Annotated in this window: 22 protein-coding genes and 2 other annotated features; of the genes, 12 read left to right on the top strand and 10 right to left on the bottom strand. The window is 50.8% G+C overall.

The window, feature by feature from the left end; translation table 11 throughout:
* Positions 1–18: 18 nt before the first annotated feature.
* Positions 19–1,095 (bottom strand): D-alanine--D-alanine ligase, encoded by a 1,077-nt coding sequence (locus LKE53_07765; protein ID MCH3972640.1) that lies wholly within the window; start codon positions 1,093–1,095, stop codon positions 19–21.
* A gap of 265 nt (positions 1,096–1,360) precedes the next feature.
* Here LKE53_07765 and LKE53_07760 point away from each other — a divergent pair, with 265 nt between their 5' ends.
* The 8 genes from LKE53_07760 to rplL all read left to right on the top strand — a co-directional run bounded on the left by LKE53_07760 (position 1,361) and on the right by rplL (position 5,932).
* Positions 1,361–2,167 (top strand): hypothetical protein, encoded by an 807-nt coding sequence (locus LKE53_07760; GenBank protein ID MCH3972639.1) that lies wholly within the window; start codon positions 1,361–1,363, stop codon positions 2,165–2,167.
* A 172-nt stretch (positions 2,168–2,339) separates the two neighbouring features.
* Positions 2,340–2,489 (top strand): 50S ribosomal protein L33, encoded by a 150-nt coding sequence (gene rpmG, locus LKE53_07755; protein MCH3972638.1) that lies wholly within the window; start codon positions 2,340–2,342, stop codon positions 2,487–2,489.
* A gap of 20 nt (positions 2,490–2,509) precedes the next feature.
* Complete coding sequence (gene secE / locus LKE53_07750) at positions 2,510–2,857, top strand: preprotein translocase subunit SecE (protein ID MCH3972637.1); 348 nt, start codon at positions 2,510–2,512, stop codon at positions 2,855–2,857.
* Between the two features lie 21 nt (positions 2,858–2,878).
* On the top strand, positions 2,879–3,403 hold the full coding sequence (nusG, locus tag LKE53_07745; GenBank protein ID MCH3972636.1) for a transcription termination/antitermination protein NusG: 525 nt from the start codon (positions 2,879–2,881) through the stop codon (positions 3,401–3,403).
* A gap of 152 nt (positions 3,404–3,555) precedes the next feature.
* Entirely contained in the window at positions 3,556–3,981 is a 426-nt protein-coding gene (rplK, locus tag LKE53_07740) for a 50S ribosomal protein L11 (protein MCH3972635.1), read from the top strand.
* A gap of 62 nt (positions 3,982–4,043) precedes the next feature.
* A complete protein-coding gene (gene rplA / locus LKE53_07735; GenBank protein MCH3972634.1) occupies positions 4,044–4,736 on the top strand; it encodes a 50S ribosomal protein L1 in 693 nt (230 codons plus the stop codon).
* Positions 4,737–4,777: 41 nt separating this feature from the next.
* Positions 4,778–4,924 (top strand) — a sequence feature (ribosomal protein L10 leader region).
* 33 nt (positions 4,925–4,957) lie between these two features.
* Positions 4,958–5,494 carry a 50S ribosomal protein L10 gene (rplJ, locus tag LKE53_07730; GenBank protein ID MCH3972633.1) on the top strand — a complete coding sequence of 179 codons (537 nt, stop codon included), beginning with the start codon at positions 4,958–4,960 and terminating at the stop codon, positions 5,492–5,494.
* Between the two features lie 63 nt (positions 5,495–5,557).
* A complete protein-coding gene (gene rplL / locus LKE53_07725) occupies positions 5,558–5,932 on the top strand; it encodes a 50S ribosomal protein L7/L12 (protein MCH3972632.1) in 375 nt (124 codons plus the stop codon).
* A gap of 406 nt (positions 5,933–6,338) precedes the next feature.
* On the opposite strand, the gene LKE53_07720 is transcribed toward rplL, so the two are convergent.
* The 3 genes from LKE53_07720 to LKE53_07710 are packed head-to-tail and all read right to left on the bottom strand — an operon-like array spanning position 6,339 to position 8,186.
* Positions 6,339–6,884: a hypothetical protein gene (locus tag LKE53_07720; GenBank protein MCH3972631.1), complete on the bottom strand. Its 546-nt coding sequence runs from the start codon at positions 6,882–6,884 to the stop codon at positions 6,339–6,341.
* Positions 6,884–7,906: an HNH endonuclease gene (locus LKE53_07715; protein MCH3972630.1), complete on the bottom strand. Its 1,023-nt coding sequence runs from the start codon at positions 7,904–7,906 to the stop codon at positions 6,884–6,886. Before LKE53_07715 ends, LKE53_07720 begins: the two co-directional genes overlap by 1 nt.
* Complete coding sequence (locus LKE53_07710; protein ID MCH3972629.1) at positions 7,860–8,186, bottom strand: hypothetical protein; 327 nt, start codon at positions 8,184–8,186, stop codon at positions 7,860–7,862. Before LKE53_07710 ends, LKE53_07715 begins: the two co-directional genes overlap by 47 nt.
* A 163-nt stretch (positions 8,187–8,349) precedes the next feature.
* On the opposite strand from LKE53_07710, the gene LKE53_07705 reads away from it, so the two are divergent.
* The gene (locus LKE53_07705; protein MCH3972628.1) at positions 8,350–9,147 is read left to right on the top strand and encodes a DUF4368 domain-containing protein; all 798 of its coding nucleotides are present in this window, start codon (positions 8,350–8,352) and stop codon (positions 9,145–9,147) included.
* A gap of 247 nt (positions 9,148–9,394) precedes the next feature.
* On the opposite strand, the gene LKE53_07700 is transcribed toward LKE53_07705, so the two are convergent.
* A complete protein-coding gene (locus LKE53_07700; GenBank protein MCH3972627.1) occupies positions 9,395–10,810 on the bottom strand; it encodes a serine hydrolase in 1,416 nt (471 codons plus the stop codon).
* Positions 10,811–10,975: 165 nt separating this feature from the next.
* On the opposite strand from LKE53_07700, the gene LKE53_07695 reads away from it, so the two are divergent.
* Positions 10,976–12,112: an exonuclease SbcCD subunit D gene (locus tag LKE53_07695; protein ID MCH3972626.1), complete on the top strand. Its 1,137-nt coding sequence runs from the start codon at positions 10,976–10,978 to the stop codon at positions 12,110–12,112.
* Entirely contained in the window at positions 12,109–14,541 is a 2,433-nt protein-coding gene (locus tag LKE53_07690) for an SMC family ATPase (GenBank protein ID MCH3972625.1), read from the top strand. The genes LKE53_07695 and LKE53_07690 overlap by 4 nt, the downstream gene beginning before the upstream one ends.
* 12 nt (positions 14,542–14,553) lie before the next feature.
* Here the strand turns inward: LKE53_07690 and LKE53_07685 are convergent, their stop codons facing one another.
* From LKE53_07685 to rny, 5 genes are all read right to left on the bottom strand, one after another.
* Entirely contained in the window at positions 14,554–14,856 is a 303-nt protein-coding gene (locus LKE53_07685) for a hypothetical protein (protein MCH3972624.1), read from the bottom strand.
* A gap of 112 nt (positions 14,857–14,968) precedes the next feature.
* On the bottom strand, positions 14,969–16,999 hold the full coding sequence (gene recG, locus LKE53_07680; GenBank protein MCH3972623.1) for an ATP-dependent DNA helicase RecG: 2,031 nt from the start codon (positions 16,997–16,999) through the stop codon (positions 14,969–14,971).
* Positions 16,999–18,669, bottom strand: coding sequence for a DAK2 domain-containing protein (locus LKE53_07675; GenBank protein ID MCH3972622.1), 1,671 nt, complete (start codon positions 18,667–18,669; stop codon positions 16,999–17,001). The genes recG and LKE53_07675 overlap by 1 nt, the downstream gene beginning before the upstream one ends.
* A 197-nt stretch (positions 18,670–18,866) precedes the next feature.
* Positions 18,867–19,634: a YmdB family metallophosphoesterase gene (locus LKE53_07670; protein ID MCH3972621.1), complete on the bottom strand. Its 768-nt coding sequence runs from the start codon at positions 19,632–19,634 to the stop codon at positions 18,867–18,869.
* Positions 19,635–19,735: 101 nt separating this feature from the next.
* Complete coding sequence (rny, locus tag LKE53_07665; GenBank protein MCH3972620.1) at positions 19,736–21,289, bottom strand: ribonuclease Y; 1,554 nt, start codon at positions 21,287–21,289, stop codon at positions 19,736–19,738.
* Positions 21,290–22,062: 773 nt separating this feature from the next.
* Here rny and thrS point away from each other — a divergent pair.
* A complete protein-coding gene (thrS, locus tag LKE53_07660; protein MCH3972619.1) occupies positions 22,063–23,973 on the top strand; it encodes a threonine--tRNA ligase in 1,911 nt (636 codons plus the stop codon).
* Between the two features lie 142 nt (positions 23,974–24,115).
* Positions 24,116–24,356, top strand: a binding site (T-box leader).
* Positions 24,357–24,417: the final 61 nt, after the last annotated feature.

Here is a 24,417-nt window from a genome sequence, read left to right as displayed (position 1 = left end):
TAAAACGGAAAGCCGCTGTCAGATATAGCGCTTGCGCTCTTCCGCCAGAGAAATCAGGTCGTCCAGCAGCTGCGGGATTGGTTTGCCGCAGGCTTCCCACAGTTTGGGGTACATGCTGATGGAAGTAAAGCCCGGCAGGGTGTTCAGCTCATTCAGCAGGACCTCTTTGCCGTTTCGCACAAAGAAGTCTACGCGTGCAAGGCCGGTGCAGCCCAGAAGGCGGTAGGCACGGCAGGCAGTGTGCCGCAGTTCGTTGGCAACAGAGTCTTCCAAATGTGCCGGGATGTAAAGCTTGCTTTTTCCGTTTTTGTATTTGTCGTCATAGTCATAAAACTCTGCGCCAGCGCCAATTTCGCCGACAATGCTTGCCTGCGGGCACTCATTGCCCAAGACAGCGCACTCTACTTCCTGGCCGATGATGTTTTCCTCTACGACAATCTTGCTGTCCTGCAGGGCCGCCAGGGCAACTGCAGCATCCATTTCATCGGCGCTTTTTACTTTGGTAATGCCCACACTGGAGCCCGCGTTCGCGGGCTTTAAGAAAATTGGCCAGCCTAAGCGGGCCTCAATTTTGCGCTGAATTTTCAGACGGCCCTCGCCGCTGTAGTTTTCGGCAAAAAACCACAGGAAATGCGCCTGCTTAATATTCCAGCTTGCCAAGAGGGTGTGCGTTACTGCTTTGTCCATGCAGCAGGCACTCGCTAAGGTTGGGCAGCCAACATAGGGAACGCCACTCAGGTGCAGCAGCCCCTGCACAGTGCCGTCTTCCCCGTTTTTGCCGTGCAGTGCGGGAATGACGCAGTCCAGCCGAATAGTCTGGAAGCCGTCGGGGCTTTCGGCAATAATGCCGTGCACAGAGGTGTCTGGCGAAAGAAAAGCGCGGCGGCAGGCAGCCGCGTCTGTTTCCCATGCGCCAGAGCGGATGGACTCAGCGGAGCCGCTGTAAAGCATCCAGCGGCCGTCTTTGGTAATACCGAGCGTTAAGACATCGTATTTATTTTTATCCAAGCTTTCTGCAATGGTTGCTGCAGAAACACAGGAGACTTCATGCTCAGAAGAGCTGCCCCCAAACAGAACTGCTACGGTTTTTTTCATCTTCAGTTTCCTCCACATAAAGCGCCGCTGCCTCCTTTGGCAGGGGCGCTTTTACTGTATTCTGATATACAATTTATCATACCACAACCATTTACCGGAAGCAATGCTGACAACCTTACAAATGTATGGTGACAAAAAGCTTTTTATGTAGTATAATCTTTTAGAAACAATTTAATTGAAACAGAAAATGCAGCATCTGCCGCACAAAAGCCGTATAAAACCGGCCCTGTACGGGCAGATATACAAGAATACAGGAGTGATGGTTTTGGAGCAGAAGGCGTTTGATAAAATCGTGGCACGCCTGAAAGAAGAGCTTGCACCACTGGGCTATACGCTGAAAGAAGACAGCGTATGCAGAGATGACAAGGGCATACATGCCTACTTTATCGGCGAGCAGATGGCCTATGGCATCTTTTATGAAAAAGAGCAGAAGCGCTTCAACTTAGCTTACTGCAGCCTGGACAACGGCCAGCCAGAGGGCAAGTGGCACCAGCGCTCTGTGATGCTTTTTGACCCGGAGACTGAAGAAGACGCAAAAAATGAAACAGAAAGCATCATTGCTGATTTTTCAGACGAAGTTACCGAGAAAGGCAACCAAAAGGCGGTTTTGCAGCAGGTCGTGCGCTACCACCAGAAAAAGACCAGCGAAAACAAAAACAACACTCTCTTTTTCTGCAACCGCATGATGACTATTTTCCCGGAGCTGCGCGAAGAAACCGCACAGGAACGCATTACCTATGGGCAGATTCGCACGGCAACTTTTTTGGAAAACAATATTCTGCCAAAGCTGCGCAGCCTGCTGCAGGGAAATCCCCCCGAGGCTACGCTGAAAAAGCTGGGTAAAGTTTTAAGTGAAGTATATGAAAATGGCGAAAGAGACATTGCCTCTTCCATTACCTTTGTTTTAATGAATCAGCTTTCCGATGATGAAATCGCCAAGCTTGACCCATTCTTTACCTCTGAAATGAAAACAGGCTGCCAGTTCTCGCGCAAAATGCGCGGCAAAAAGCTGAAGCCCGAAAAGGTGAAAAAACAAAAGCGCGTTGTCGCAACCATGGAGGACCGGTACTGAGTTCTGCGCCTGCATAACACCGGTCAATTACAAAGAATGGCTTGACAGCCGCAGAAGAATATGCTAAGATAAAAATACCTCAATAAGGGGTATTTTTTTTGCACCCTTTTCTTAGAGGGAGGCCGGGGCAGGTCCTGCCCCAATATTTTTCCGGAATACGGGAGGTGCCGTCATGAGAGTAAAGGTAGTATTAGCTTGCACTGAGTGCAAACAGCGTAACTACAACACAAAGAAAAACAAGAAGAACGACCCAGACAGACTGCAGATGCGCAAGTATTGTCCCTTCTGCAAAAAGCACACGCTGCACAAGGAAACCAAGTGATTCGGACGGAGGAGACAGCAATGGCTGACAAGACAAAAAAGTCCGCCAGCAAGGGCAAAGCCCCCGCTGCGCAGGACGCAAAAAAAGCCGTGAAAAAAGCTGACAAAGTGTCCGACAAAGCGACTGCGCAGGCTCAGACAAGCAAAACCGAAAAAGAGAAAAAGAAGAAAAAAAGATTTGACGGTATTTCGCGGTTTTTCCGTGAATTAAAGCCGGAAATCAAAAAAGTGATTTGGCCGACCCCGCACGCTGTGTGGAAAAACGTAGGCGTCGTTGTGGTCATGGTCGCTGTAGTCGGTTTGTTTGTCTTCGGTCTGGATGAAGCATTCACGAATCTGCTGCATCAGTTTATGAATGTTGCAGTATGATGAAAGAAGTGAGGTATGACAATGGCTGAAGAAGCACGCTGGTATGTTGTGCATACCTACTCCGGCTATGAAAACAAGGTCGCTTCCACATTGGCCAAAACGGTGGAAAACCGTAAAATGGAGGACCTGATCCAGCAGATTATGGTCCCAACCGAAAAAGTGACCGAGGTTAAAGACAACAAGACCCGCGAAGTAGAGCGCAAGCTCTTTCCCGGTTATGTACTGATTAAGATGGTCTTGACCAACGAGTCTTGGTACGTGGTGCGCAATATCCGCGGCTGCACCGGTTTCGTCGGCCCTGACAACACCAAGCCGGTGCCGCTGACCGAGGAAGAAGTGCAGAAGCTCGGAGTTGAGAAAAAAGACGTCGAGGTTTCCTATCAGGTGGGCGATTCTGTCAATATTATCGATGGGCCATTTGATGGCTTTGTCGGTGTAGTGGAAGATATCGATACCGAAAAGAACCGTGTGCGCGTTACTGTCAACATGTTCGGCCGCGAGACGCCTGTTGAGCTTGAGCTCGACCAGGCCGAAGCAATGGAATGAAGCAAGCCCCGAAAGTTTTTCGGGCAGTAAAAAGCAATTCTGCGGGAAACCGCTGAAGCAGGGGCCTGCTTGGCCCCCGTGGGAGGAATACACCAATCCTGCTTTTTTCAGTGTGTTCCGTTTTTACCACAAATTTTGGAGGTGCAATTACAATGGCTCAAAAGGTTACTGGTTATATTAAGCTCCAGATACCTGCCGGCAAGGCAACCCCGGCGCCGCCTGTAGGACCGGCTCTCGGTCAGCACGGCGTCAACATTATGGCGTTCACAAAGGAATTTAACGAGCGCACAAAGAAAGATGCGGGCCTTATCATTCCGGTTATTATCACCGTCTATGCAGACCGCTCTTTCACTTTCGTTACAAAGACCCCGCCCGCCGCTGTTTTAATTAAAAAGGCCTGCGGAATCGACACTGCTTCTGGTGAGCCAAACAAAAAGAAAGTTGCAAAGATCACCAAAGAGCAGATTAAGCAGATTGCAGAAACAAAAATGCCCGACCTGAATGCGGCTACCATTGAATCTGCCATGAGCATGATCGCCGGTACTGCCCGCAGCATGGGAATCGAAGTCGCTGATTGACAGATTACCCGGGTGGGAGGAACTCATCATCCGTATTTACCACTTTACAGGGAGGATAATCCATGAAACACGGAAAAAAATACGTCGACGGCGCAAAGCTGATCGATCGTTCAAAATTTTATGATCCAAAAGAAGCGCTTGAGCTTGCCGTAAAGACTGGCACAGCTAAATTTGACGAAACAGTCGAAATCCATATCAAGCTGGGCGTTGACAGCCGCCATGCCGACCAGCAGGTGCGCGGTGCGCTGGTCCTGCCAAACGGCACCGGCAAAAAGGTGCGCGTACTGGCTATCTGTAAGGGCGATGCTGCAAAAGACGCAGAGGCAGCCGGTGCCGATTTTATCGGCGCAGAAGAAATGGCACAGAAGATTCAGTCCGGCTGGATGGATTTCGACGTTGTCGTCACCACTCCGGACATGATGGGCGTTGTCGGCCGCTTAGGTAAAATCCTCGGCCCGCGCGGCTTAATGCCAAACCCCAAGGCCGGTACCGTTACTCGTGAAATCGGCAAGGCTGTCAAAGAAGCCAAGGCCGGTAAGATTGAGTACCGCCTGGACAAGTCCAACATTATCCACTGTGTAATCGGCCGTGTATCTTTTGGCGCTGAAAAGTTGACCGCAAACTTTGATGCACTGATGGATGCAATCGTCAAGGCAAAGCCGGCTACAACCAAGGGCCAGTATATTCGCTCCTGCGTCGTTGCCTCTACCATGGGCCCTGGCGTACGCATTAACCCCAACAAATTTGGCGCCTGATTTTTTGTCAGGCAGCTATTGACATACAGCTTTGCTGTGTGCTATACTTTTTATGCTGTCCTAAGACAGCAGGTGCATTTGCGCAAAGGGCTTTGCCCACCTGCCGAGGAAGCAAAAGATTCCACTGTATCAGTGTGTAACTTTTGCCTTTCCCGCAGGTTTTGTGGGAAAGGCTTTTTGTTTGCCGCAAAGCACAATCGGTTCAATGGAGGTGAAACCATTTGCCAAGTGATAAGATTTTAGACGCAAAGAAGCGGCAGGTTGCTGCCCTTGCGGAAGAGATCAAGAAAGCAAACGTCGGTATCCTTGTCGATTACGAGGGTATTTCTGTTGCGAATGACACAAAGCTGCGCAAAGACCTGCGTGACGGTGGGAACTCTTATAAAGTTATTAAGAATACCCTGCTCAAGCGTGCTTTGGCTGACGCTGGCCTTACCGGCCTGGATGATCAGCTGAAAGGTGCTACAGCTCTCGCCGTTGGTGAGGACTATGTAAGCGCTGCAAAGGCTTTGAAAGACTGCGCAAAAGACAACAAAGACTTCCAGATTAAGGGCGGCTTTGTTGACGGCGCAGCAGTTGGTGTCGAGCAAATCGACCAACTGGCCAGCCTGCCCAGCAAAGATGTTTTGCTGTCTCAGGTTCTCTGCAGCATGAACGCACCGATCACCGGCCTGGTTACAGTACTCAATGGTACTATCAAGGGCTTGGTCGTTGCACTCAATGCGATTGCTGAAAAGCAGCCCGCCGCAGAGGCGTAACTGTACAGTCCTAAAAATTTTTAATCACAGAATTTTATTCGTTTTGATGTGGAGGTAACAAACATGTCTGAGAAAGTTGATAAGCTTGTTGAAGAAGTAAAAGGTCTTACCGTTTTGGAGCTGTCCGATCTGGTAAAGGCTCTGGAAGATGAATTCGGCGTTTCTGCGTCTGCTCCTGTCGCTGTTGCTGCTGCTCCGGCTGCTGCTGCTCCGGCTGCTGAAGAGAAGACCGAGTTTGACGTTGTGCTGAAGTCTGCCGGCCCGAACAAGATCCCGGTTATCAAGATTGTCCGCGACGTTACCGGCCTGGGCCTGAAAGATGCAAAGGCTATGGTTGATGCAGCTCCTAAGGCTATCAAGGAAGGCGCTTCTAAGGAAGATGCTGAAGACCTGAAGAAGAAGCTGACTGATGCCGGCGCAGAAGTTGAACTGAAGTAAGTTTCGCTTTTTGCTGATAGAGGTACCCTGTTTGGAGCGTTCACTTAGGGATTATACGAAAACAGTAATTTTTGAGTGACGTCTTCAAACGGTGTCAAACAAAAAAAGACCACATGGCGGGTGATTAACCTACCATGTGGTCTTTTTTTGCCTTTAATCAGCGTAGAGTCTAAAGTTCTCAGTCTGTTCCATTACCCTTTTAAACACCTCTTCGTCCCCTCTGGTGGGTAGTCGGTTTATACAGAAAAATGGTCAGCTCCATGTTCGGATGATTTTTAATATGGCTAAGCACTGCGTTCCTGTCATTCCAAGGATAGTCTGGTGCTGTGTTCCACACCCGTTTAGATATTCGTCATCTGTTCATGTCAGGAAAGTCACCGTGCTTATTTTCATAATTTATGATCAATTATTTTCCCGCACATCCTACTACACGAAATGAAATCATATCGTCCAAGCTGATTCCTTCAATATCGCATTTCACTTCGCCTCGTGTGTAAGTTCCTACATGGTAAAAGTAAAGACACTTGTGTAAATGACGTATCAGTTGAGGACTGCGACGTTTATAGCCATGTTCTCGCAGCATTGTATGAAGTTTCATACGGACAAAATCCTGTTGGTCTAATATGACAATTCGCAAACGAAGCTCTTTGAAAAATGTATCAAACTCCATAAAATATTTATCTTCCGTAATAACAGTCTTACTCCCCAAATCAGATAAATCTCGATTTACATATGGAATCTCACGCTGATATGTATCGGTATCTTCTAAGAAGTTAAGCTGATCCATTACATCTAATACAAATTTCCTTTGATTCCTCCGGTATACTGACGGAATAAAATCTCTTTCAACTTCCCATACTGCTGAAACAAATTCTTGTCTAGCTCTTGTACCCATATCACGCTTCCGAATGATTTTTGCAATATCTGATGGAGAATACAATAGTTCCTCCATTATGCATCTCCTTTGGTTCCGTTACAAGTTCTGCAAAGGATTTGAAGGTTCTCAGGCACACTTTTCCCGCCTTTATTCATAGGAATGATGTGGTCAACCTGGAATGGGATTCTGCTTGTTGCAGTCAGTCCACATTCGGTACAACAGTATTCACCTTTTTCGTTTCTGGATTTTTCAAAAGCAGAATCACGAAGTTCCCTCTCCAGGTTCGGATTTATCTTTCCAATCTCATACAAAGGCAGGTTTTCCAGATATTTCTTTCCGAATACAACGTTATTTTCTGTGTCTTTGTAAATATCCGGGTTAGAAATTTTCATAAGTTCAATATCAAGCTGCTTCATAAAATAAACTTTCTTTCCGAAATAAAGGCGAAGCATATTATCGTCGCTGCTATTCCAGATTTCATCCAGATATTCATTTTTTTTACGCTGTCCCATATCCTCGTCCCAGATATACTGAGCAATTTTAGAAATATCGAGTTTGCTTCTGTCAACCTCAGCAAATGTATAGAATTTCGGCATCTCTTCATACTGAGCGTAGTATTTCAAAATATTGACAACATCCCGGCTTTCATAAGGAGGAATCATTTCTCCGCAGAAGAATGTATCTCTGCAATGTTCTTCCAGTGCCTCTAACACATTATCTGTCAGATATTCGTCCTCAATTTTATAAGTAGCAAACAACTCAGGCAGTGCTTTCATCAGTTGTTCATAAGCCTTTACTGTACTGTCATACACCATAACCTGATAGGACAAATCCATACCATTCTCCTGCAAGTAGGTAAACACATACATTCCAACCGGAACACGCTGAATAAAAGGAACGGACTCCAAGAAACTTGTATCCACGGAATCATCCAAAATAGAAGCAAATTCTTCCACCTTAGAAATTGCAATCGTTCTGATTGTTTTTTTTGATATATTCAGCATCAGACCCAACAAATTCATTGTTTCCGGATTAACCCATGCAATATGTTCATTCCACTGGTCGATAAAGGAAACAATATGCATCAGCGGTTCCACCAGTGGCGGTACCTCTTAACGCTCTGCCTACCATCTGCGTCATAAGAATGGTTGAAACCGTAGGTCTTGCCAAGAAAACAGTTCTTGTCTGCGGCAAATCAACACCCTTTGTAAGAATATTTACATTCACAAGAACCTGCAGTTTACTGTCTCGATAATCCTGGAGCTTCCTCTGATTTTCTTCTCTGGAAATGGTGACTCCGGTTATAGAGTCTTTTACATCAGAGACAACAAAATCAGCTTTTATGCCTGCTTTATTAAACAATGCACTTAACGTAATTGCATAAAGGACATTGACTGCAAAAACGATTGTCTGCCCATACTCATCCTTTTTGGCAAGGTATGTTGCTGAAAATGGAGTATCTGGGTCATACAGTCAACTTCAAGACTCAGAAAAAATCCTACAAATCAAAGAAAAAGTCAATAACGACCCGTCCGAATGGGTGATTTTTGAAAACACCCACGAAGCCATTATTGACCAGGAAACCTTTGAAATTGTGCAGCATATCCGAGACGGCAGACGCAGGCTGACACCGATGGGCGAAATGCCTGTCCTGTCCGGTATGTTGTTCTGTGCCTACTGCGGTGCGAAACTGTACCAGGTCAGAGCGAGAGGATGGAATCATGAGCAGGAACATTTCGTATGTGCTACCTATCGTAAGCAGAAAGGAAAATGCTCCTCCCATCAGATACACAATGTGCAGGTGGAACAGATTCTGCTGACGGAGATAAACAGGATGCTCGCCTTCGTCCGCGATCACGAAAACGAATTTGTGGAGATGCTGACCAAGAAAAATGAAAAAGACCTCAATCGACAACTCCGTGACAGCAACAGAGAACTGGAGCAGGCAATGCAGCGCATCCACAAACTGGATGAAATCATCCAACGGCTCTATGAGGACAACATCGACGGTAAGGTCAGTGACGAGCGTTTTGCCAGAATGACTGCCACCTATGAGCAGGAGCAGAAAACGCTTGAAGTCAAAGTAGTGGAACTGCGTGAGGCTATTTCCAAAGCCAAAGTACAACGGCTCAACATTGACTCCTTCCGTGCACAGGTGAAAAAGTACACCGAAGTCAAGAAACTGGATGCCGCAATCATCCATACATTGGTGGAACGTATCGATGTATTCAAGCCGGAAAAAGTACCCGGAACACGGACAAAAAAGCAGACCATTCTCATTCATTGGAACTTTATCGGTGCAGTCGACCTGCCCGATACGCAGAAAAAATCGGCATAGCCGGATTTCTCCAAACTATGCCGATATTTTCCCAGGGAACCAAATCCCTTAGAGAGACACCTTTTTGGGGTGCCTTTTTTAACAGTGTAGAAAAAAGTACGGGAGCTCCTTCTAATGCAGCCACTTTGCGGGGAAGTGAACTAGGCGGTGCTTTGTGTAAAAACAGGTTTGCGTGTTAAAAAAGCGAAACTTCCACGGCTCAGCGGCCGAACAGAAGTCTCGTTTTCTACTACATTTGCAGTATTCTTTAAAAATGCTTGTACTTATGTACCTTGCGCAGGTTACGTTTGCGGCGACTGTAAACAACCGCCAAAACGATATAAATCACGAGTAGCAAGACGATGACCGCAAAAATTGCGATAAACCAAGGGGAAGAGAAAATCGCTTTGGCGGTCGTGGCCGAGTGCACCAATTCGCTGCGGTTGACGTCTTCATTGCTTACCAAGCGTACAGTTGCCAATTTCTGTTTTGCGTAGGTCAGGGTGGCGGTGCCGACAACCTGGCCCTTTTTCAGCGGAGCCTCTACTGCACTGGGCACGTTGGTCGTGACCTCTACGCTGCTGGCGCTGACGCCCTCTGGCAAAACTGCCGAAACGTTTTTTTCCGGATACAACGTGATTGAGTCGCGGTTCCACGCGTACTTTAAAGATACTTCCCAAATAGGCTGTTTTGCCGAGGCAATCTGCACCAGGTTAAAGTTGCTGTAAACCCATTTGTACAGGTTTGTGGTATCGGTCATTTCTCCATATTTGGTGTCGCTCAGCGGCGCACCCATCACTACACACAGATAAGTGCGCCCGCCGTAAACGGCAGTACTGACCAGACAGCGGCCGGATTTGCTGGTATGGCCGGTTTTTATGCCTTTTACATAGGGATTGTAGTACAGGCCGCCCTGCGAGCCGCGGTCAATCATGGCGTTGGTTGTTGTTAGCTGCCGCTTGATCGTGGGCTGATTCAGCGGCGTTAAGTTATAGACAGTTGTATTGCAGACCTCCATAAAGTAGTTGAGCGTCATGGCGTATTTTGCCATGGTGGCCATGTCGCGCGCCGTGGTATAGTGGTTGTCGTCCGGCAAGCCATCCGGGTTGGCAAAGTGTGTGCCTGTACAGCCCAGTGCCTTGGCTTTTTGATTCATCATTTCCACAAACTTGTCCACATCGCCGCCGCTGACATAGTCCGCCAAAAGCAGGGCCGCATCGTTGCCAGAGGGGACCATCATGGCGTACAACAGCTGATGTATACTGAATTTTTCACCGACCTTCAGTCCTGCGGTAGAACTGCCGGTGCCATCGATCATCTTTTTTTCTTTATCGGTGTATGTCATGGTGGCCGTGTCCACATTCTTTACATGCTCGATGACGATAATGAATGTCATGATTTTTGTAGTAGAGGCTGGGTACATTTTTTGGCTGGCGTTTTGTTCGAAGACAGAGGTGTCGGTGTCCAGGTTTACCAGCTCGACAGCTTTGGAATTCAGCTGAAAATTCGGTTTAAAGACACTGTTCCCGCTTTGGCTTGACGCGCTAGCAGAGGATGTGCTGCCGGAGCTGCTTTTTGAGGCGGCAGATGAAGAGGCTGCACTGCTGCCGGCAGCGCTGGCAGGCAGGCAACCCGCCGTGGCAACTGTCAGCAAAAGCAGCAGCGCAAGCAGACGTTTTTTCATGGAAGTCTTTCCTCCAGTGTGATAAAATAAATACAGACTGTCTGCATCCATTCTTTATTTCGCAGTATTTAATTATGTATACTTCAGTATACCAGTATTTATAAAAAAAGAAAAGGCAGAATCCGCAACTTTTGCGGGCAGGGAAAAGAAAGGAAGTTCCTTCTTATGAAATTGCTGCATACGGCCGACTGGCACTTGGGCAAGGCCCTGTACGGGCGCAGCCTGCTAGAGGATCAGCGCTGGTTTTTGCTGGAGTGGCTGTTGCCGTTCATCAAAAAAGAGAGGCCGGACGCCGTGCTTTTGGCCGGCGATATTTTTGACCGTCAGGTGCCGCCGGTCGAGGCGGTTGAGCTTTTTGACCAGTTTCTGCGCGGCCTTTCCGCTTTGCAGATTCCGCTGGTTGCGGTCTCGGGCAATCACGACAGCGCCCGCAGGCTTTCTTTGGGCACGTCTTTTCTGCGCAGGGAGGGGGTCGTTTTGGCGACCCGGCCCGAGGACCTTTGGAACCCCTACACCATTCAAACCAAAGATGGCACGCTTTGCTGCTATACTCTGCCGTACTGTGACCCCACCGTAGCCCGGCAGGCGCTGCAGCAACAGCAAGACGGCCCCCGTACCATGGATGAAGCATTCCGTGCCCTTTTGGCCCGCGTGCAGCCCGACCCTGATGCAGTCAACATTTTGGTGACGCACTGCTTTGCGGCCGGCGGAAAGATCAGCGCCAGTGAAAGCCCGGCCTTTGTCGGCGGCAGCAGCCAAGTGGGACTAGACTGCTTTGCGCCATTTGCCTACACGGCACTGGGACACCTGCATGCACCGCAGAAAGCAGGCAGCGGGCGCTATGCCGGCTCACCGCTCAAGTACAGCTTTGATGAGGCAAACCAGCAGAAAGGCGTTACCTTTGTCACAGTGGAGAACGGAGCAGTACAGACCGCAGTTGTACCCGTAATGCCGCCGCGTGATGTGCGGGTACTGCGCGGCAGCTTTGAAGCGCTTTTGTCGGCAGCCAAAGAGACCCCGAGCGAAGATTATCTGTTTGTGCAGCTGACGGATGCTCACCCGGTTTTTCAGCCAGTTGACCAACTGCGACCGTATTATCCCAACCTGTTGGGCCTTTCGAGCGAATGGCTGCTTTCTGCAGGGGAAGGTGAGGATACCGAATTTCGGCGGGCGATGCGTCGCCACCGGGTAGATGATGAACAAATTTTTACTGCGTTTCTGCAGCAGGTCTGCGGCACGGAACCGACACAGCAGGACCTTGCTCTGTTTCGGGAAGCAATGAAAGAGGAGGAAGAAGCATGAATCCTATCCGTTTGCGTATGAAAGCATTTGGTTCGTATCTGCATGAAACAGAAGTGGATTTTACAAAGCTTGGCGAGCATCCGCTGTTCCTCATCACCGGTGCCACTGGCGGCGGAAAAACCACTATTTTAGACGCCATGTGTTTTGCGCTGTACTGCCGCTCTACCGGCGGGCGGCGCAGCTGGGCGGATATGCGCAGTCTTGGCGCACCAGAGGAAGAGGAAACGCTGGTGGAGTTTTCATTTGCGTACCGCGGCGCTGTATACCGGTGGTTTCGCAGCCGCAAGACTTACTACTCCAAACGGGCAGATGCAAAGAAAATTAAAGAAGTACACGAATGTTACCGAAAGAATTCACAGGGCGCGTGGCAGCTGCTGTGTTCCGGCTCAGAAACGCGCGTGCGTGCAGAGGCAGAGAAACTGCTCGGCCTTACCTGTGAGCAGTTTTCGCAGGTGGTCGTGCTGCCGCAGGGCGATTTTTTAAAGCTGCTGCTTTCCAGTTCATTGGAAAAAGCACGACTGCTGCAGACACTGTTTGCTACCGAAAAGTGGGACCACCTGACCCGCTGTATGCGCGACAAAGCAAGTGCACTGCATAAACAGACCGGACTCAATGATTCAGCGCAGGCGGCGATTCTTTCCCGTGAAGAGGTCAAAGATTTGGCGGCCCTGCAGGAAAAATGCAAAGCGCTGCAGGCAGACTGTGCGCAGGCAGAAAAGGCGCTTGCTGCGGCACAAAACCGGCAGGCGGCCTGTAACCGTGCCTATGATTTATCTGCGCGGGCAGCATCAGCCTATGATTTTCTGCAAAAACGGGAGCAGGAGCAGCAGAATGCCCAAAAGCGCGCAGCGTTTGCCGCACAGCGTGCACAACAGCAGCAGGCTGCCCTGCCGCAGGCGCAGGCACTGCGGGAGCAGGCGGCAAAGCTGCGTGAAATCGCAGTTTCCCGTCAGGGCGCATTGGAGGCCGCCCGTCGGCTGGATTCACTGCAAAAAGAAATTGCGCGCTTAGAAGCCGCTGCGGCGCAAAACAAGCAGCAGTTGCAGCAAGCCGAACAGCTGCAAAAAGAAGCACAGCAGCACTGGCAGAAAGGCAGTGCCTTTATCGATGCCTTAAACCAGAAAATCGAGCAGATACCGGCGCTTTCCGCTGCGGTGGAACAGGAACTGCACACCAACGCGGCTGCCGCAGTCGCGGCCGATTTAAAACCGGGGTGTCCCTGCCCGGTGTGCGGTTCGCTGCAGCACCCGCACCCCACAGCGCGCTCGGAAAAACTTGCCCAGCTGCAGCAGCATCAGGCAGAGGCAAACCAGGCGGTCAGAACCCTGCAAAGCGCGCAGAAACGTCTAAAAGCATTGGAACAGCAGCGCGAAAACGCGCGCCTGCGCGCCGAAAAGGCGCGGGCCGTGTTAACAGAACTCAGCAGCAGTCTTGCCGCGAAAGAGGCGTCACAAAAAGAAATTGCGGCGCAGATGCAGGGCAGCGAAAGCCTTGCTGACTTGGAAAAAGCGGTGCGCAGCCTGCGGCAGCAGGCCGGTGAACTTGAAAAACGCGAAACGCAGCTGCGGCAGAGTGCAGCAGATGCACAAAATGCGCAGGCGGCCGCAAAAGCGGCACTTGAAAAAGCGCAGGCAGATGACATTGAAAGTCGTACGCAGTATCAAGAGGCCATGGCAGCTTTTCGTGCACAGCCGGGCGTGCCGCAGCAGACCCTGCGGCCAGACGATACTGCTGCTCGACGGGAGAGAGAAACTGCACAGCAGGCTGCAGCCGAGCTGGCGGGCAGAGCAGGACACGCTGCCGAGAGCTTGGAAAATGCGCAGCATTCATGTAAACAGATGGAAGATATAGAAAAGACAGGTAAAAAATTAAAAATGCGCTATGAGGCAACCGGCCGCCTCGCTAGTCTGCTCTCTGGCAAGACTAGCCAGCGGGTGCCGATTCAGCAGTTTGTACTGGGAATTATGCTGGACGATATTCTTTCCAGCGCAAACAATCTATTTTCAGATCTTTCCGGTGGGCGCTACCGGCTTCTGCGCAAAAAAACACCCGCCGGCGGCAACGCGCTGGGCGGGCTGGACTTAGCTGTTTTAGATGCTGCGAGCGGCGGCGAGCGAGATGTCGGCACGCTTTCGGGTGGCGAGCTGTTCCTGGCATCTTTATCGCTTGCTTTCGGCCTTTCTGATGTGGTGCAGAGTTATTCCGGCGCGGTGCGCCTGGATGCCCTGTTTATCGATGAGGGCTTTGGCTCCCTCGACCAAGAGACGCTGGATACTGCTATGGGGGCACTGCTGCGTTTGCAGAAAACCGGGCGCACCATTGGCATTATTTCTCATGTGACAGAGCTGCAGACTGTCATGCAAAAACAAATTGTCGTCAGCCGCCTGCCAGACGGTAGCAGCTGCATCCAAATAGAAGGCGAGTCGTAAAGAAACTTTGCCTTAGCGGCTGAGCCATTCGGTAAAAGGTACTCTGTTAACGCTGACGATACATACATTGTCCCACTCTTCCAGCAGAGATTTGCCGCCAAAGATTTTGGCATGGGTCAGCTCTGCCGCAAGGTGAAATTTTGCACCGCCGGCTGCGTCACAGCAGCCGGCCCAGTACGGCTTTTCGCTGTGTGACAGGTGCCCTATGCAGCGCATGGTTTCTGAGGGGTCATTTATAAAATAGAAGCGGATTTCACTGTCATTCTTTTCTGACTTTAAATACGTATTAAAAGACTGATAATCTAAATTAGCCATGGCGTTCCTCCGTTCTTGGCGGCGTCTGCTGCCGCCGGCTTTCTATTATTGTATTGTAGCATACAGAAGAAAGAAACTCCACCCAGAGACAGCTGCCTTTTGGGTGGAGTTTTTACGTTTCGCTGAGCCCGCGGAAAAGCTGGCGCACTTCTGCGCGCAGGCCGCGGTGATCCGTTTCTTCCAGCTTAGGGTCCTGCTGCAGCAGCTTGCGGGCGACCGTCTGCGTGTTTTTCAATACTTCCCAGTCGTTATTTAGATCGGCAATTTTCAGCTGTGGCAGGCCGTGCTGCCGCTGACCAAAAAAGTCGCCGGGGCCGCGCTGCTTTAAGTCATGTTCCGCTATCACAAAGCCGTTGCTTGTTTCGCACATAACCTGCATACGCGCACGGGCATCTTCGTTTTGGGCATCGGTAACTAGGATGCAGTAGCTCTGGTACTTTCCGCGCCCAACTCGGCCGCGCAGCTGATGCAGCTGTGAAAGGCCGTACTGCTCGGCGTTTTCAATCAGCATATCCACTGCGTTGGGCACGTCAACACCGACTTCTACAACGGTAGTTGAAACCAAAATATCGAGGCTTCCCGCGGAAAAGTCCTGCATAATCTCTTCTTTTTCGCTGCCTTTCATGTGCCCGTGCAGCGTGTCGATACGGCAGTCCGGCAGGATTGCCTGCAGGCGGCGGGCATAGGTTTCTACACTGGCCTTGTCGCTGTCAGCATTGATCGCCGGACAGATAATATAAGCTTGGTGGCCCTGGTGTACATGCTTTTGTAAAAAGTGCAGTGCGCGCAGCCGCTTGCCGCTGTCGATACAGTATGTTTCGATTTCATGCCGCCCGGGTGGCAGCTCGTCAATGACGGAAATGTCTAGGTCACCGTAAATAATGAGCGCTAGTGTACGCGGAATCGGCGTAGCGCTCATGACCAGCACATGTGGATTTTGGCCTTTTTCGGCCAGTGCAGCTCGCTGCCCGACACCAAAACGATGCTGTTCGTCTGTGACGACTAGCGCCAGTTTTTGGAACTGCACGTCTGCTGTTAATAGTGCATGGGTGCCGACCAAGAGCTGCACAGTGCCGTCTGCCGCTGCAGCTTTTACTTCTTTCTTTTCTTTTGCTTTTAAGGAACCGGTCAAAAGCCCTACCCGAATGCCTGCGGGTGCCAGCAGCTTTGAAAGCGACTCATAGTGCTGCCGCGCCAAAATATCTGTCGGCGCCATCAGGGCGGCCTGCATACCATTTTGTATGACAACATAGCAGCATGCCGCGGCAACAGCTGTTTTGCCGGAGCCAACGTCCCCCTGAATCAGCCGGTTCATAGGCATGCCGCTCTGCATATCTTTTACTGCTTCCTCTGCTGCGCGCTGCTGCGCGTGGGTTGGGGTAAAAGAGAGCAGCTGCCAAAACGATTGCAGACAGTTATTTGTGACAGGAAGCGTGCTTTCGCGGCGGGCGCGCCCCCGCATAGAGAGCAGACCAAGCTGCAGCACCAGAAGCTCCTCAAAAGCCAGCCGCCTGCGGGAAACTTCCATGCTCTCCTGATTTTTCGGCTGATGGATATTTTGCAGCGCATAGCCCAGCTCACATAGAGAAAATTCCTGCCGGATATCCTGCGGAATCGGGTCTCGCAGTACGTCCGGTAAAAGCTTGAGTGCCTCACACACTGCATTTTCAATTTGCCTGCTGGAAAGGCCGCGCGTCTGCGGGTAAATCGGCCGCAGACCGGGGCAGCTGTCTGCCCGGACAAAAACGGGAGAGGCCATTTGACGTTTGCCCAGTTTTGCGGTAACTTTGCCGGAAAACAAATACTCTGTGCCGGCGGTGATAAGATTCTGGATATAGGGATTATTAAAGAAAACAATTTCCAGGGTGCTGCCTTCCTGGTCGCACACGCGTACATGCACAAGCATCAGTCCCGTACGCGTAAAGACTGGCGCCTTTACGCTTTCGACTTCGGCCAGCACCACGCACGCCTGCTCAAGCGGGGCCTGCGCAATGCTGCAGGGGTGGCTCCAATCTTCGTAAGTGCGCGGATATAAGCGCAGCAAAGCGCCGGCAGTGGGCACACCGAGCTTGCGAAAAAGCTCTGCGCGTTTGCTGCCGACGCCTTTTAACTCAGTAATCGGTTTTGCAAATAAAGATGACATTATTCGACAGAAATCAAGAAGTAGTGGATAGGCTGCCCGCCATTGACCAGCGTGACCTCGATATCGGAACTAATCTTCGTTTTAATGCGGTTGTAGGCATCGTTTGCCTGTTCTTCAGTAATTCCGTCGCCATAAATAATGGTGATGAATGCGGTAGAGCGGGTGACCATAGAGCGTGTCAGCTTTGAGCAGGTGTGCACAATATCTTTTTCAATCAGTGTCAGCTTGCCATTTACCAGGCCTAAAATATCGCCCTGCTTAATGCGATGACCGCCGAATTCGCTGTCGCGTGCGGCAAAGGTAACAGTGCCGGTATCTACATTGCCGGCGGCTTCCATCATCTTTACAGCATTTACTTCACAGGAAGTATCCGGGTCGTAAGCCAGCATAGCAGAAAGGCCCTGCGGGACAGTGCGGGTAGGCAGCACCATAACCTTGCGGTCCTTGACCAGCGGAATAACCTGCTCGGCCGCCATGGTAATGTTTTTGTTGTTTGGCAAAATCATCACGTTTTTGGACGGGGTTGCCATGACAGCCTCTAAAATATCCTCTGTGCTGGGGTTCATGGTTTGGCCGCCGCTGACAACATGGTTGCAGCCCAAGTCGGCAAACAAAGCTTTCAGGCCTTCGCCGGCGGCAACAGCTACAAAGCCGATTTCTTCGGTGGGCTCTGCCTGCTTTAAGTCTTCCTGTTCTTTCTGTTCCTTTGTGGCAGCATTGGCTTCCTGTGCTTTGCGGTGCTGCTCCTTCATGTTTTCAACCTTTACGGTCAGCAGCTGGCCATAGGTAAGGGCAGCTTCCAGTGCACGGTTGGGCTGCTCGGTATGCACATGGGTTTTGATGATGTCATCATCGGCAACTACAACAACACAGTCGCCAATGGTCTGCAGATAGCTGCGCAGTACCTCTGGATCTTTTTCAGGGTCCTTTTCACGGCTGACAATAAACTCAGTGCAGTAGGTGTACCGAACATCTGCGTCAAATTCGGCTGCTGCGCTGCGGAAAGCATCATCTTGGTTTAAGTCGGCAGCAACGCTGCTTTCTACTTCATTCTGTACAATGACACCGTCGCGGAAAACACTCATCATGCCTTCCAAAATGCAGCACAGGCCTTTGCCGCCAGCATCTACCACGCCGGCTTTTTTCAGCACGGGCAGCAGCTGGGGGGTCTCTGCCAGGGCTTCTTCGGCGCCTTGGCAGATGGCATCCCATACATAGACCGGGTCGTTGTCAATTTCGGCTGCAGTTTTGCCTTTTTCCGTGGCAACACGTGCAACGGTCAAAATAGTGCCCTCGGTTGGTTTCATGACTGCCTTATAGGCATCGCTTACGCCGATTTCCAGTGCATCTGCCATGTCGGTTCCGTTTACGGTATCTTTGCCTTTTACGCCGTCCGCAAAGCCGCGGAACAGCAGGGAGAGGATAACGCCGGAATTGCCGCGGGCGCCCCGCAAAAGGCCGGAGGCCGCCGTGCGGGCAATTTCACCCACAGCGGTGCACGCTGATTTCTGCAGTTCCGCAGAAGCATTTGCCATTGTCATAGACATATTGGTGCCGGTGTCGCCATCGGGCACAGGGAAAATATTCAATTTGTCAATGCTGCTCCGGCTTTTCGCAATACTGTTTGCGCCGGAAATCATTGCATCTCGCAATTCTGCTCCGTTTATCATGAAAAAGCTCCTTTAGAAACTTTGTGATGCGGGCGCCCGCAAAAACGCAGCGCCCGGCTAAGTCTGTTTGATTGTTATTTAATAACAGTATACCATAGAATAAACAGGGATTCAACTGAAAACTTGCAGCCCGGCAGACCGGATGCAATGGGAAAATCGAGTAAAAAAGGTAGACAGAAAGCGACCTTTTGGCAGCTTTACTGGATTTCCAGCCGCTCTGCTGACTGGCAGTGCCCGGTGGTGTCATCAATTTCAAATAGGCAGCAGTCCATCTTAAACGGCCCTTCCTGTACCAGGTCAAAGCGCACCGGCAGCTGACTGCGCATTTTGCGGATTGTGAGTTCCGGCTTGACCCCCAGCACAGACTCGACCGTGCCGGTCATGCCAAGGTCGCTGATATAGCCGGTGCCTTTGGGCAGAATGCACTCATCCGCAGTTTGTACATGTGTGTGTGTGCCCCACAGGGCGCTCACGCGGCCGTCCAGGTAGTAGCCCATACTGCGCTTTTCGCCGGTAGCCTCTGCGTGAAAATCAACGACAGTGATTTTTGGCGTATCTTTCAGAAAGGCGTCCGCTGTAAAGAAGGGATTGTCGAGCGGTTCCATATAGGCAGTTCCCATCAAATTAAAAATACCGACCTGCGTGCGTCCCATGTCATATACCAAATATCCACGACCCGGCGCGCCCGCCGGAAAATTTGCCGGGCGCAAAAGCTGCTCGCACTCGTCATAGGTGTCATAGCTTTCTTTGCGGCGGAAGCTGTGGTTGCCGCTTGTCAAAACATCCACGCCGCTGTCGAGCAGATAGCGCACAGAAGAGGGGGTCAGGCCGTTTCCATCTGCACTGTTTTCGCCGTTGGCAACCACCAGGTCTACTCCCTTCAGCTTCTTTAGCCCCGGCAGTTTTGACCGCAGAAAACGGCAGCCGACGCTGCCGACAATATCACCAATGGCAAGAATATTCATGTATTTTTCCTCCTTCAGCAAATCTGCTGTGCTTTCATTTACAAAAATCCTTAAAAATGAAAACTGCCGCACAACGCAGATATGCGGCGCGGCAGCTTTCCTTATTTCGCGTAGTCGATTGCGCGGCTTTCACGAATAATGTTTACTTTAATCTGGCCCGGATATTCCAATTCGGCCTCAATCTTTTTGCAGATATCATGTGCCAAAAGGGTCATTTGGTCATCTGAGATTTCCTCTGGCTTTACAATGACGCGGATTTCACGCCCTGCCTGAATCGCATAGCAGCGCTCTACTCCGTCAAACGAAGAAGCGACTTCCTCCAGCTTTTCCAGACGCTTGATGTAGTTTTCTACATTTTCGCGGCGGGCGCCGGGGCGTGCTGCGCTGATTGCATCGGCCGCCTGCACTAAGCAGGCAATGACGGTCTTTGGCTCAATGTCGTTGTGGTGGGCGGCAATCGCGTGGACAACCGCTTCACTTTCTTTGTACTTGCGGGCAACATCTACGCCGATATCGACATGCGAGCCTTCCATTTCATGGTCAAGCGCTTTGCCGATATCGTGCAGCAGACCGGCACGGCGTGCCATGGTGGGGTCAAGACCCAGTTCCGAGGCCATAATGCCGCATAGAGAGGCGACTTCCAGCGAATGCTCCAGTACGTTCTGACCATAACTGGTGCGGTAGCGCAGGCGTCCCAAAAGCTTGACCAGCTCAGGGTGAATGCCGGTAATGCCGGCCTGCAGTACAGCGTTTTCGCCGGCCTGCTTGATGCTTGCGTCAACCTCACGGCGTGCCTTTTCGACCGTTTCCTCAATGCGGGCCGGGTGAATGCGCCCGTCGGCGATCAGCTTTTCAAGCGCAATGCGCGCGACTTCACGGCGAATCGGCTCAAAGCTGGAAATGGTGATGGCTTCCGGTGTATCGTCGATAATCAAATCAACGCCGGTCAGGGTTTCAATGGTGCGGATATTGCGGCCCTCACGGCCGATAATGCGGCCTTTCATTTCGTCATTTGGCAGCGGCACAACCGAAATGGTTGCTTCAGAGACATGGTCGGCGGCACAGCGCTGAATAGCCATAGAGATAATTTCACGGGCAGTGCTGTCGGCGCTGTCTTTGGTCTGCTGCTCAATGTCGTGCAGCTTAATAGCCTTTTCATGCTGCAACTCAGACTCAAACTGCTTGAGCAGGTAATCTTTTGCCTGCTCTGCAGTAAAGCCGGAAATACGCTCCAAAGTTTCCATTTGCTGCTTTTTCATGTCTTCGGCTTCTGTCAGGCGGTCTTCCGCCTGTTTGTTCTTTTTAGCGAGCTTATCCTCTTTGTTTTCAAGGGACTCAAGCTTTCTGTCCAGATTCTCCTCTTTTTGCTGCACGCGGCGTTCCTGCCGCTGCATTTCCCTGCGCCGGTCGCTGATTTCGTGGTCAGCCTCGGTGCGCATGCGGTGCAGCTCGTCTTTTCCTTCCAGAACAGCTTCTTTCTTTTTGCCTTCTGCAGTTTTGATTGCGTCGTTTACAATGCGCTTGGCCTCTTCTTCGGCAGAGCCGATGGCAAGCTCGGCGGTTTGTTTGCGGTGGCGTTCACCCGCAAAAAAGCCCGCTGTAATCCCTGCAGCTAGACAGACTATGCAAAGAACAACTGCTAAGATCGAATTCATTTTGAGCACCTCCTCTGTCCCGGAGAGCGCCCATTCCGCTTTGCATACAGATATGGAATTTTTCGTGTAAATTTATTTTCGGTAAAAGACAATCTATAAAAAAATACACATACCAAACGGCCCGGCCAAGACAGGCGGGCCTTTTACGCCGGCCGCACCCGGCGGTTTGTCTGCCACTCTATCTGCTGGAGCAAAACAGGTGCTTCCAGTGGACTTGCGGCCCGCATAACTGTGGCGGCGGGCTGCATAAAAAATCATGTTAGTTCATAAAAGTACGGAATTTTGATAGATGAAAATGCAAAATAACACATTTACTTCACTAGTGTATAACATTTACAGGTCAAATGTCAAGAAAGAAGGACGCGTTTGCCCGAATTCCTGCAATTTGTGGGCAAAAGCTGGCTCTGCCGCCCAAAAAACTGGAATTCTCTCATTGACAAGGCGGGATGGACGTGCTATGATACAGGCAAACCGAATACCGGAAATCGTTGATAAGGAAGCAGTGCTTTTTCCGCAGCAGAGAGCGGGCGCCGACAGGCTGGAAACGCCCGCGGTGGAAAAAACACAGTTGCTACCGCCTTTGAGTGTGTGCCGATGAAGCACGCCGGCTCGGCACCGTTACCCGCCGCAAGAGATGCGCCCGCTTACAGCGGCGCAATCTGGGTGGAACCGCGAGAGTATTTTTACGTCTTGCCCCAGCTTTGGGGGCAGGGCGTTTTTTGTTTTTCCGGCACTGTTCGGCGCAAAAGAATTTTATAAAGGAGAGAGAATCCGTGATAAATGTTACTTTAAAAAATGATGTCCGTTCCTTTGAGCCCGGTACAACGGTGGCAGAGGTTGCCAAAAGCATTGGCCCCGGCCTGTACAAGGCTGCCTGTGTGGGCCGCGTAAACGGCAAAGTTGTAGATCTGCGCACCCCACTGACCGAGGACTGCAAATTGGAAATCCTGACGTTTGAAAGTGAAGACGGCAAGCGCGCTTACTGGCACACCACTTCTCATATTATGGCGCAGGCGGTGCAGCATTTGTTCCCAGGCGCAAAGTTCGCTATTGGGCCGTCCATTGACCATGGCTTTTACTATGACTTTGACCTGCCCCGCACCCTGACTCCTGAGGATATGACCGCAATTGAAGCGGAAATGAAAAAAATCATCAAACAGAATATCCCGCTTGAGCGCGTAGAGGTCCCTGCAGACAAAGCCCTGCAGATGATGCAGGACGCAAAGCAGGACTATAAAGTGGAACTGGTAAAAGAACACAGCGGCAAGGGCGAAAAGATTTCTTTCTACAAGCAGGGCGATTACATTGACCTGTGTGCCGGCCCGCATCTTTTGAGCACTGGCTGTGTCAAGGCCGTAAAGCTTACCAACTGCACCGGCGCTTACTGGCGTGCAGATTCCAACAACAAAATGCTGCAGCGTGTTTACGGTATTTCTTTCCCGAAAAAGGCAGACTTAGACCACTACGTTGCCATGTTGGAAGAGGCTAAAAAGCGCGACCACCGCAAACTGGGCCGCGACTTGGAGCTGTTTACTTTTATGGAGGAAGGCCCGGGATTCCCGTTTTTCCTGCCAAAGGGTATGGTGCTGCAAAATCTGCTGATGGATTACTGGCGCGAGGTACACAAAAAGGCTGGCTACCAGGAAATTTCTACACCGGTTATTCTCAGCCGCAAGCTGTGGGAGCGCAGCGGCCACTGGGCACACTATAAAGAGAATATGTACACCACGGTCATTGACGGCGAGGATTATGCCATTAAGCCGATGAACTGCCCCGGCGGCATGCTGGTTTACAAAACCAAAATGCGTTCTTATAAAGACCTGCCGCTGCGCTTGGGTGAAGTTGGCCTGGTGCACCGCCATGAACTTTCCGGTGCTCTGCACGGTTTGATGCGTGTGCGCTGCTTCCATCAGGACGATGCCCACATTTTCATGACGCCTGACCAGATGAAGAGCGAGATTCAGGGTGTTGTGCGTTTAATCGACAGCGTCTATAAAACATTCGGTTTCCCGTATCATATTGAACTTTCTACTATGCCGGAAGATCACATGGGCGACAAGGAGACTTGGGACAACGCTACGCAGGTTTTGCGCGACGCTGTCAGTGAAATGGGCTATGACTACGATGTCAATGAGGGCGACGGCGCTTTTTATGGCCCGAAGCTTGACTTCCACCTGACTGACTGCCTGGGTCGTACCTGGCAGTGCGGCACCATTCAGCTGGACTTCCAGCTGCCAGAGCGCTTTGAACTGGAGTACACCGGCGCAGATGGACAGAAGCACCGCCCGATTATGCTGCACCGCGTGGTGTTTGGCTCTATCGAGCGCTTTATCGGTATCTTGACGGAGCACTTTGCCGGCGCTTTCCCGCTGTGGCTTTCCCCGGTGCAGGTACAGATTCTGCCAATCGCCGAGCGCCATCAGGAGTACGCGCACAAGCTGCGCGATGAACTGGACGCGGCGGACATTCGCGTAGAGTGCGATGACCGCAATGAAAAAATCGGCTACAAGATCCGCGAAGCGCAGATGCAGAAAACACCGTACATGCTGGTGATCGGCGACAAAGAACTCGAAGCAGGCAACATCTCTGTGCGCCACCGCAAAGAGGGCGACCTGGGTGCAATGTCTTTGGCAGACTTTATTGCCCGCCTGCAGAAGCAGGTGGCGGACAAAGCACTGGATTAAGCAGATTTATCGTTGTATTTTTATCTATAAAGGGATTCGGTATCTGCTGTATGGCGGGTACCGAATTTTTCTGTACGATTCTGTAAAAAAAGTTTGACATTTCCGATTTGAGCGCGTAAAATAAACACAAATTAAAATTTCTGCAAATGCAGTGAAAGGGACAGCCCGTACAGGTTCCCCCTCAGAGAACTGCCGGTTGGTGCGAGGCAGTGGGGATATGTGCGGTCAATCACCCCGGAGCAGGCGGCTGAAAGCTTTCTTTGTCAGTAGGCGCGCCCGGTTTTTCCCCGTTACAGGAAAGCACATTGTCTGATGTGCGCGAGGCCGCTTTCTGCAGCGGCGAAACAGAGTGGTACCACGGAAGAATTTCTCCCGTCTCTGGCCTTTTGGCTGAGACGGGAGTTTTTGTTTTCTATATACTGGATATAGAATCGTGGTATTTGG

It is taken from the genome of Oscillospiraceae bacterium (assembly GCA_022483045.1).
Lineage (GTDB): Bacteria > Bacillota > Clostridia > Oscillospirales > Acutalibacteraceae > Caproicibacterium.
Note: the sequence above shows the minus strand (reverse complement) of the source record. Positions and strands in the feature narration are given on the sequence as shown.

Bases quoted from the DNA above. Each gene is read 5' to 3' on its own strand.
- LKE53_07765 (MCH3972640.1), bottom strand. From the start codon at position 1,095: ATGAAAAAAACCGTAGCAGTTCTGTTTGGGGGCAGCTCTTCTGAGCAT.
- rpmG (MCH3972638.1), top strand. From the start codon at position 2,340: ATGAGAGTAAAGGTAGTATTAGCTTGCACTGAGTGCAAACAGCGTAAC.
- secE (MCH3972637.1), top strand. From the start codon at position 2,510: ATGGCTGACAAGACAAAAAAGTCCGCCAGCAAGGGCAAAGCCCCCGCT.
- nusG (MCH3972636.1), top strand. From the start codon at position 2,879: ATGGCTGAAGAAGCACGCTGGTATGTTGTGCATACCTACTCCGGCTAT.
- rplK (MCH3972635.1), top strand. From the start codon at position 3,556: ATGGCTCAAAAGGTTACTGGTTATATTAAGCTCCAGATACCTGCCGGC.
- rplA (MCH3972634.1), top strand. From the start codon at position 4,044: ATGAAACACGGAAAAAAATACGTCGACGGCGCAAAGCTGATCGATCGT.
- rplL (MCH3972632.1), top strand. From the start codon at position 5,558: ATGTCTGAGAAAGTTGATAAGCTTGTTGAAGAAGTAAAAGGTCTTACC.
- LKE53_07720 (MCH3972631.1), bottom strand. From the start codon at position 6,884: ATGGAGGAACTATTGTATTCTCCATCAGATATTGCAAAAATCATTCGG.
- LKE53_07700 (MCH3972627.1), bottom strand. From the start codon at position 10,810: ATGAAAAAACGTCTGCTTGCGCTGCTGCTTTTGCTGACAGTTGCCACG.
- LKE53_07695 (MCH3972626.1), top strand. From the start codon at position 10,976: ATGAAATTGCTGCATACGGCCGACTGGCACTTGGGCAAGGCCCTGTAC.
- LKE53_07690 (MCH3972625.1), top strand. From the start codon at position 12,109: ATGAATCCTATCCGTTTGCGTATGAAAGCATTTGGTTCGTATCTGCAT.
- LKE53_07685 (MCH3972624.1), bottom strand. From the start codon at position 14,856: ATGGCTAATTTAGATTATCAGTCTTTTAATACGTATTTAAAGTCAGAA.
- recG (MCH3972623.1), bottom strand. From the start codon at position 16,999: ATGTCATCTTTATTTGCAAAACCGATTACTGAGTTAAAAGGCGTCGGC.
- LKE53_07675 (MCH3972622.1), bottom strand. From the start codon at position 18,669: ATGATAAACGGAGCAGAATTGCGAGATGCAATGATTTCCGGCGCAAAC.
- LKE53_07670 (MCH3972621.1), bottom strand. From the start codon at position 19,634: ATGAATATTCTTGCCATTGGTGATATTGTCGGCAGCGTCGGCTGCCGT.
- rny (MCH3972620.1), bottom strand. From the start codon at position 21,289: ATGAATTCGATCTTAGCAGTTGTTCTTTGCATAGTCTGTCTAGCTGCA.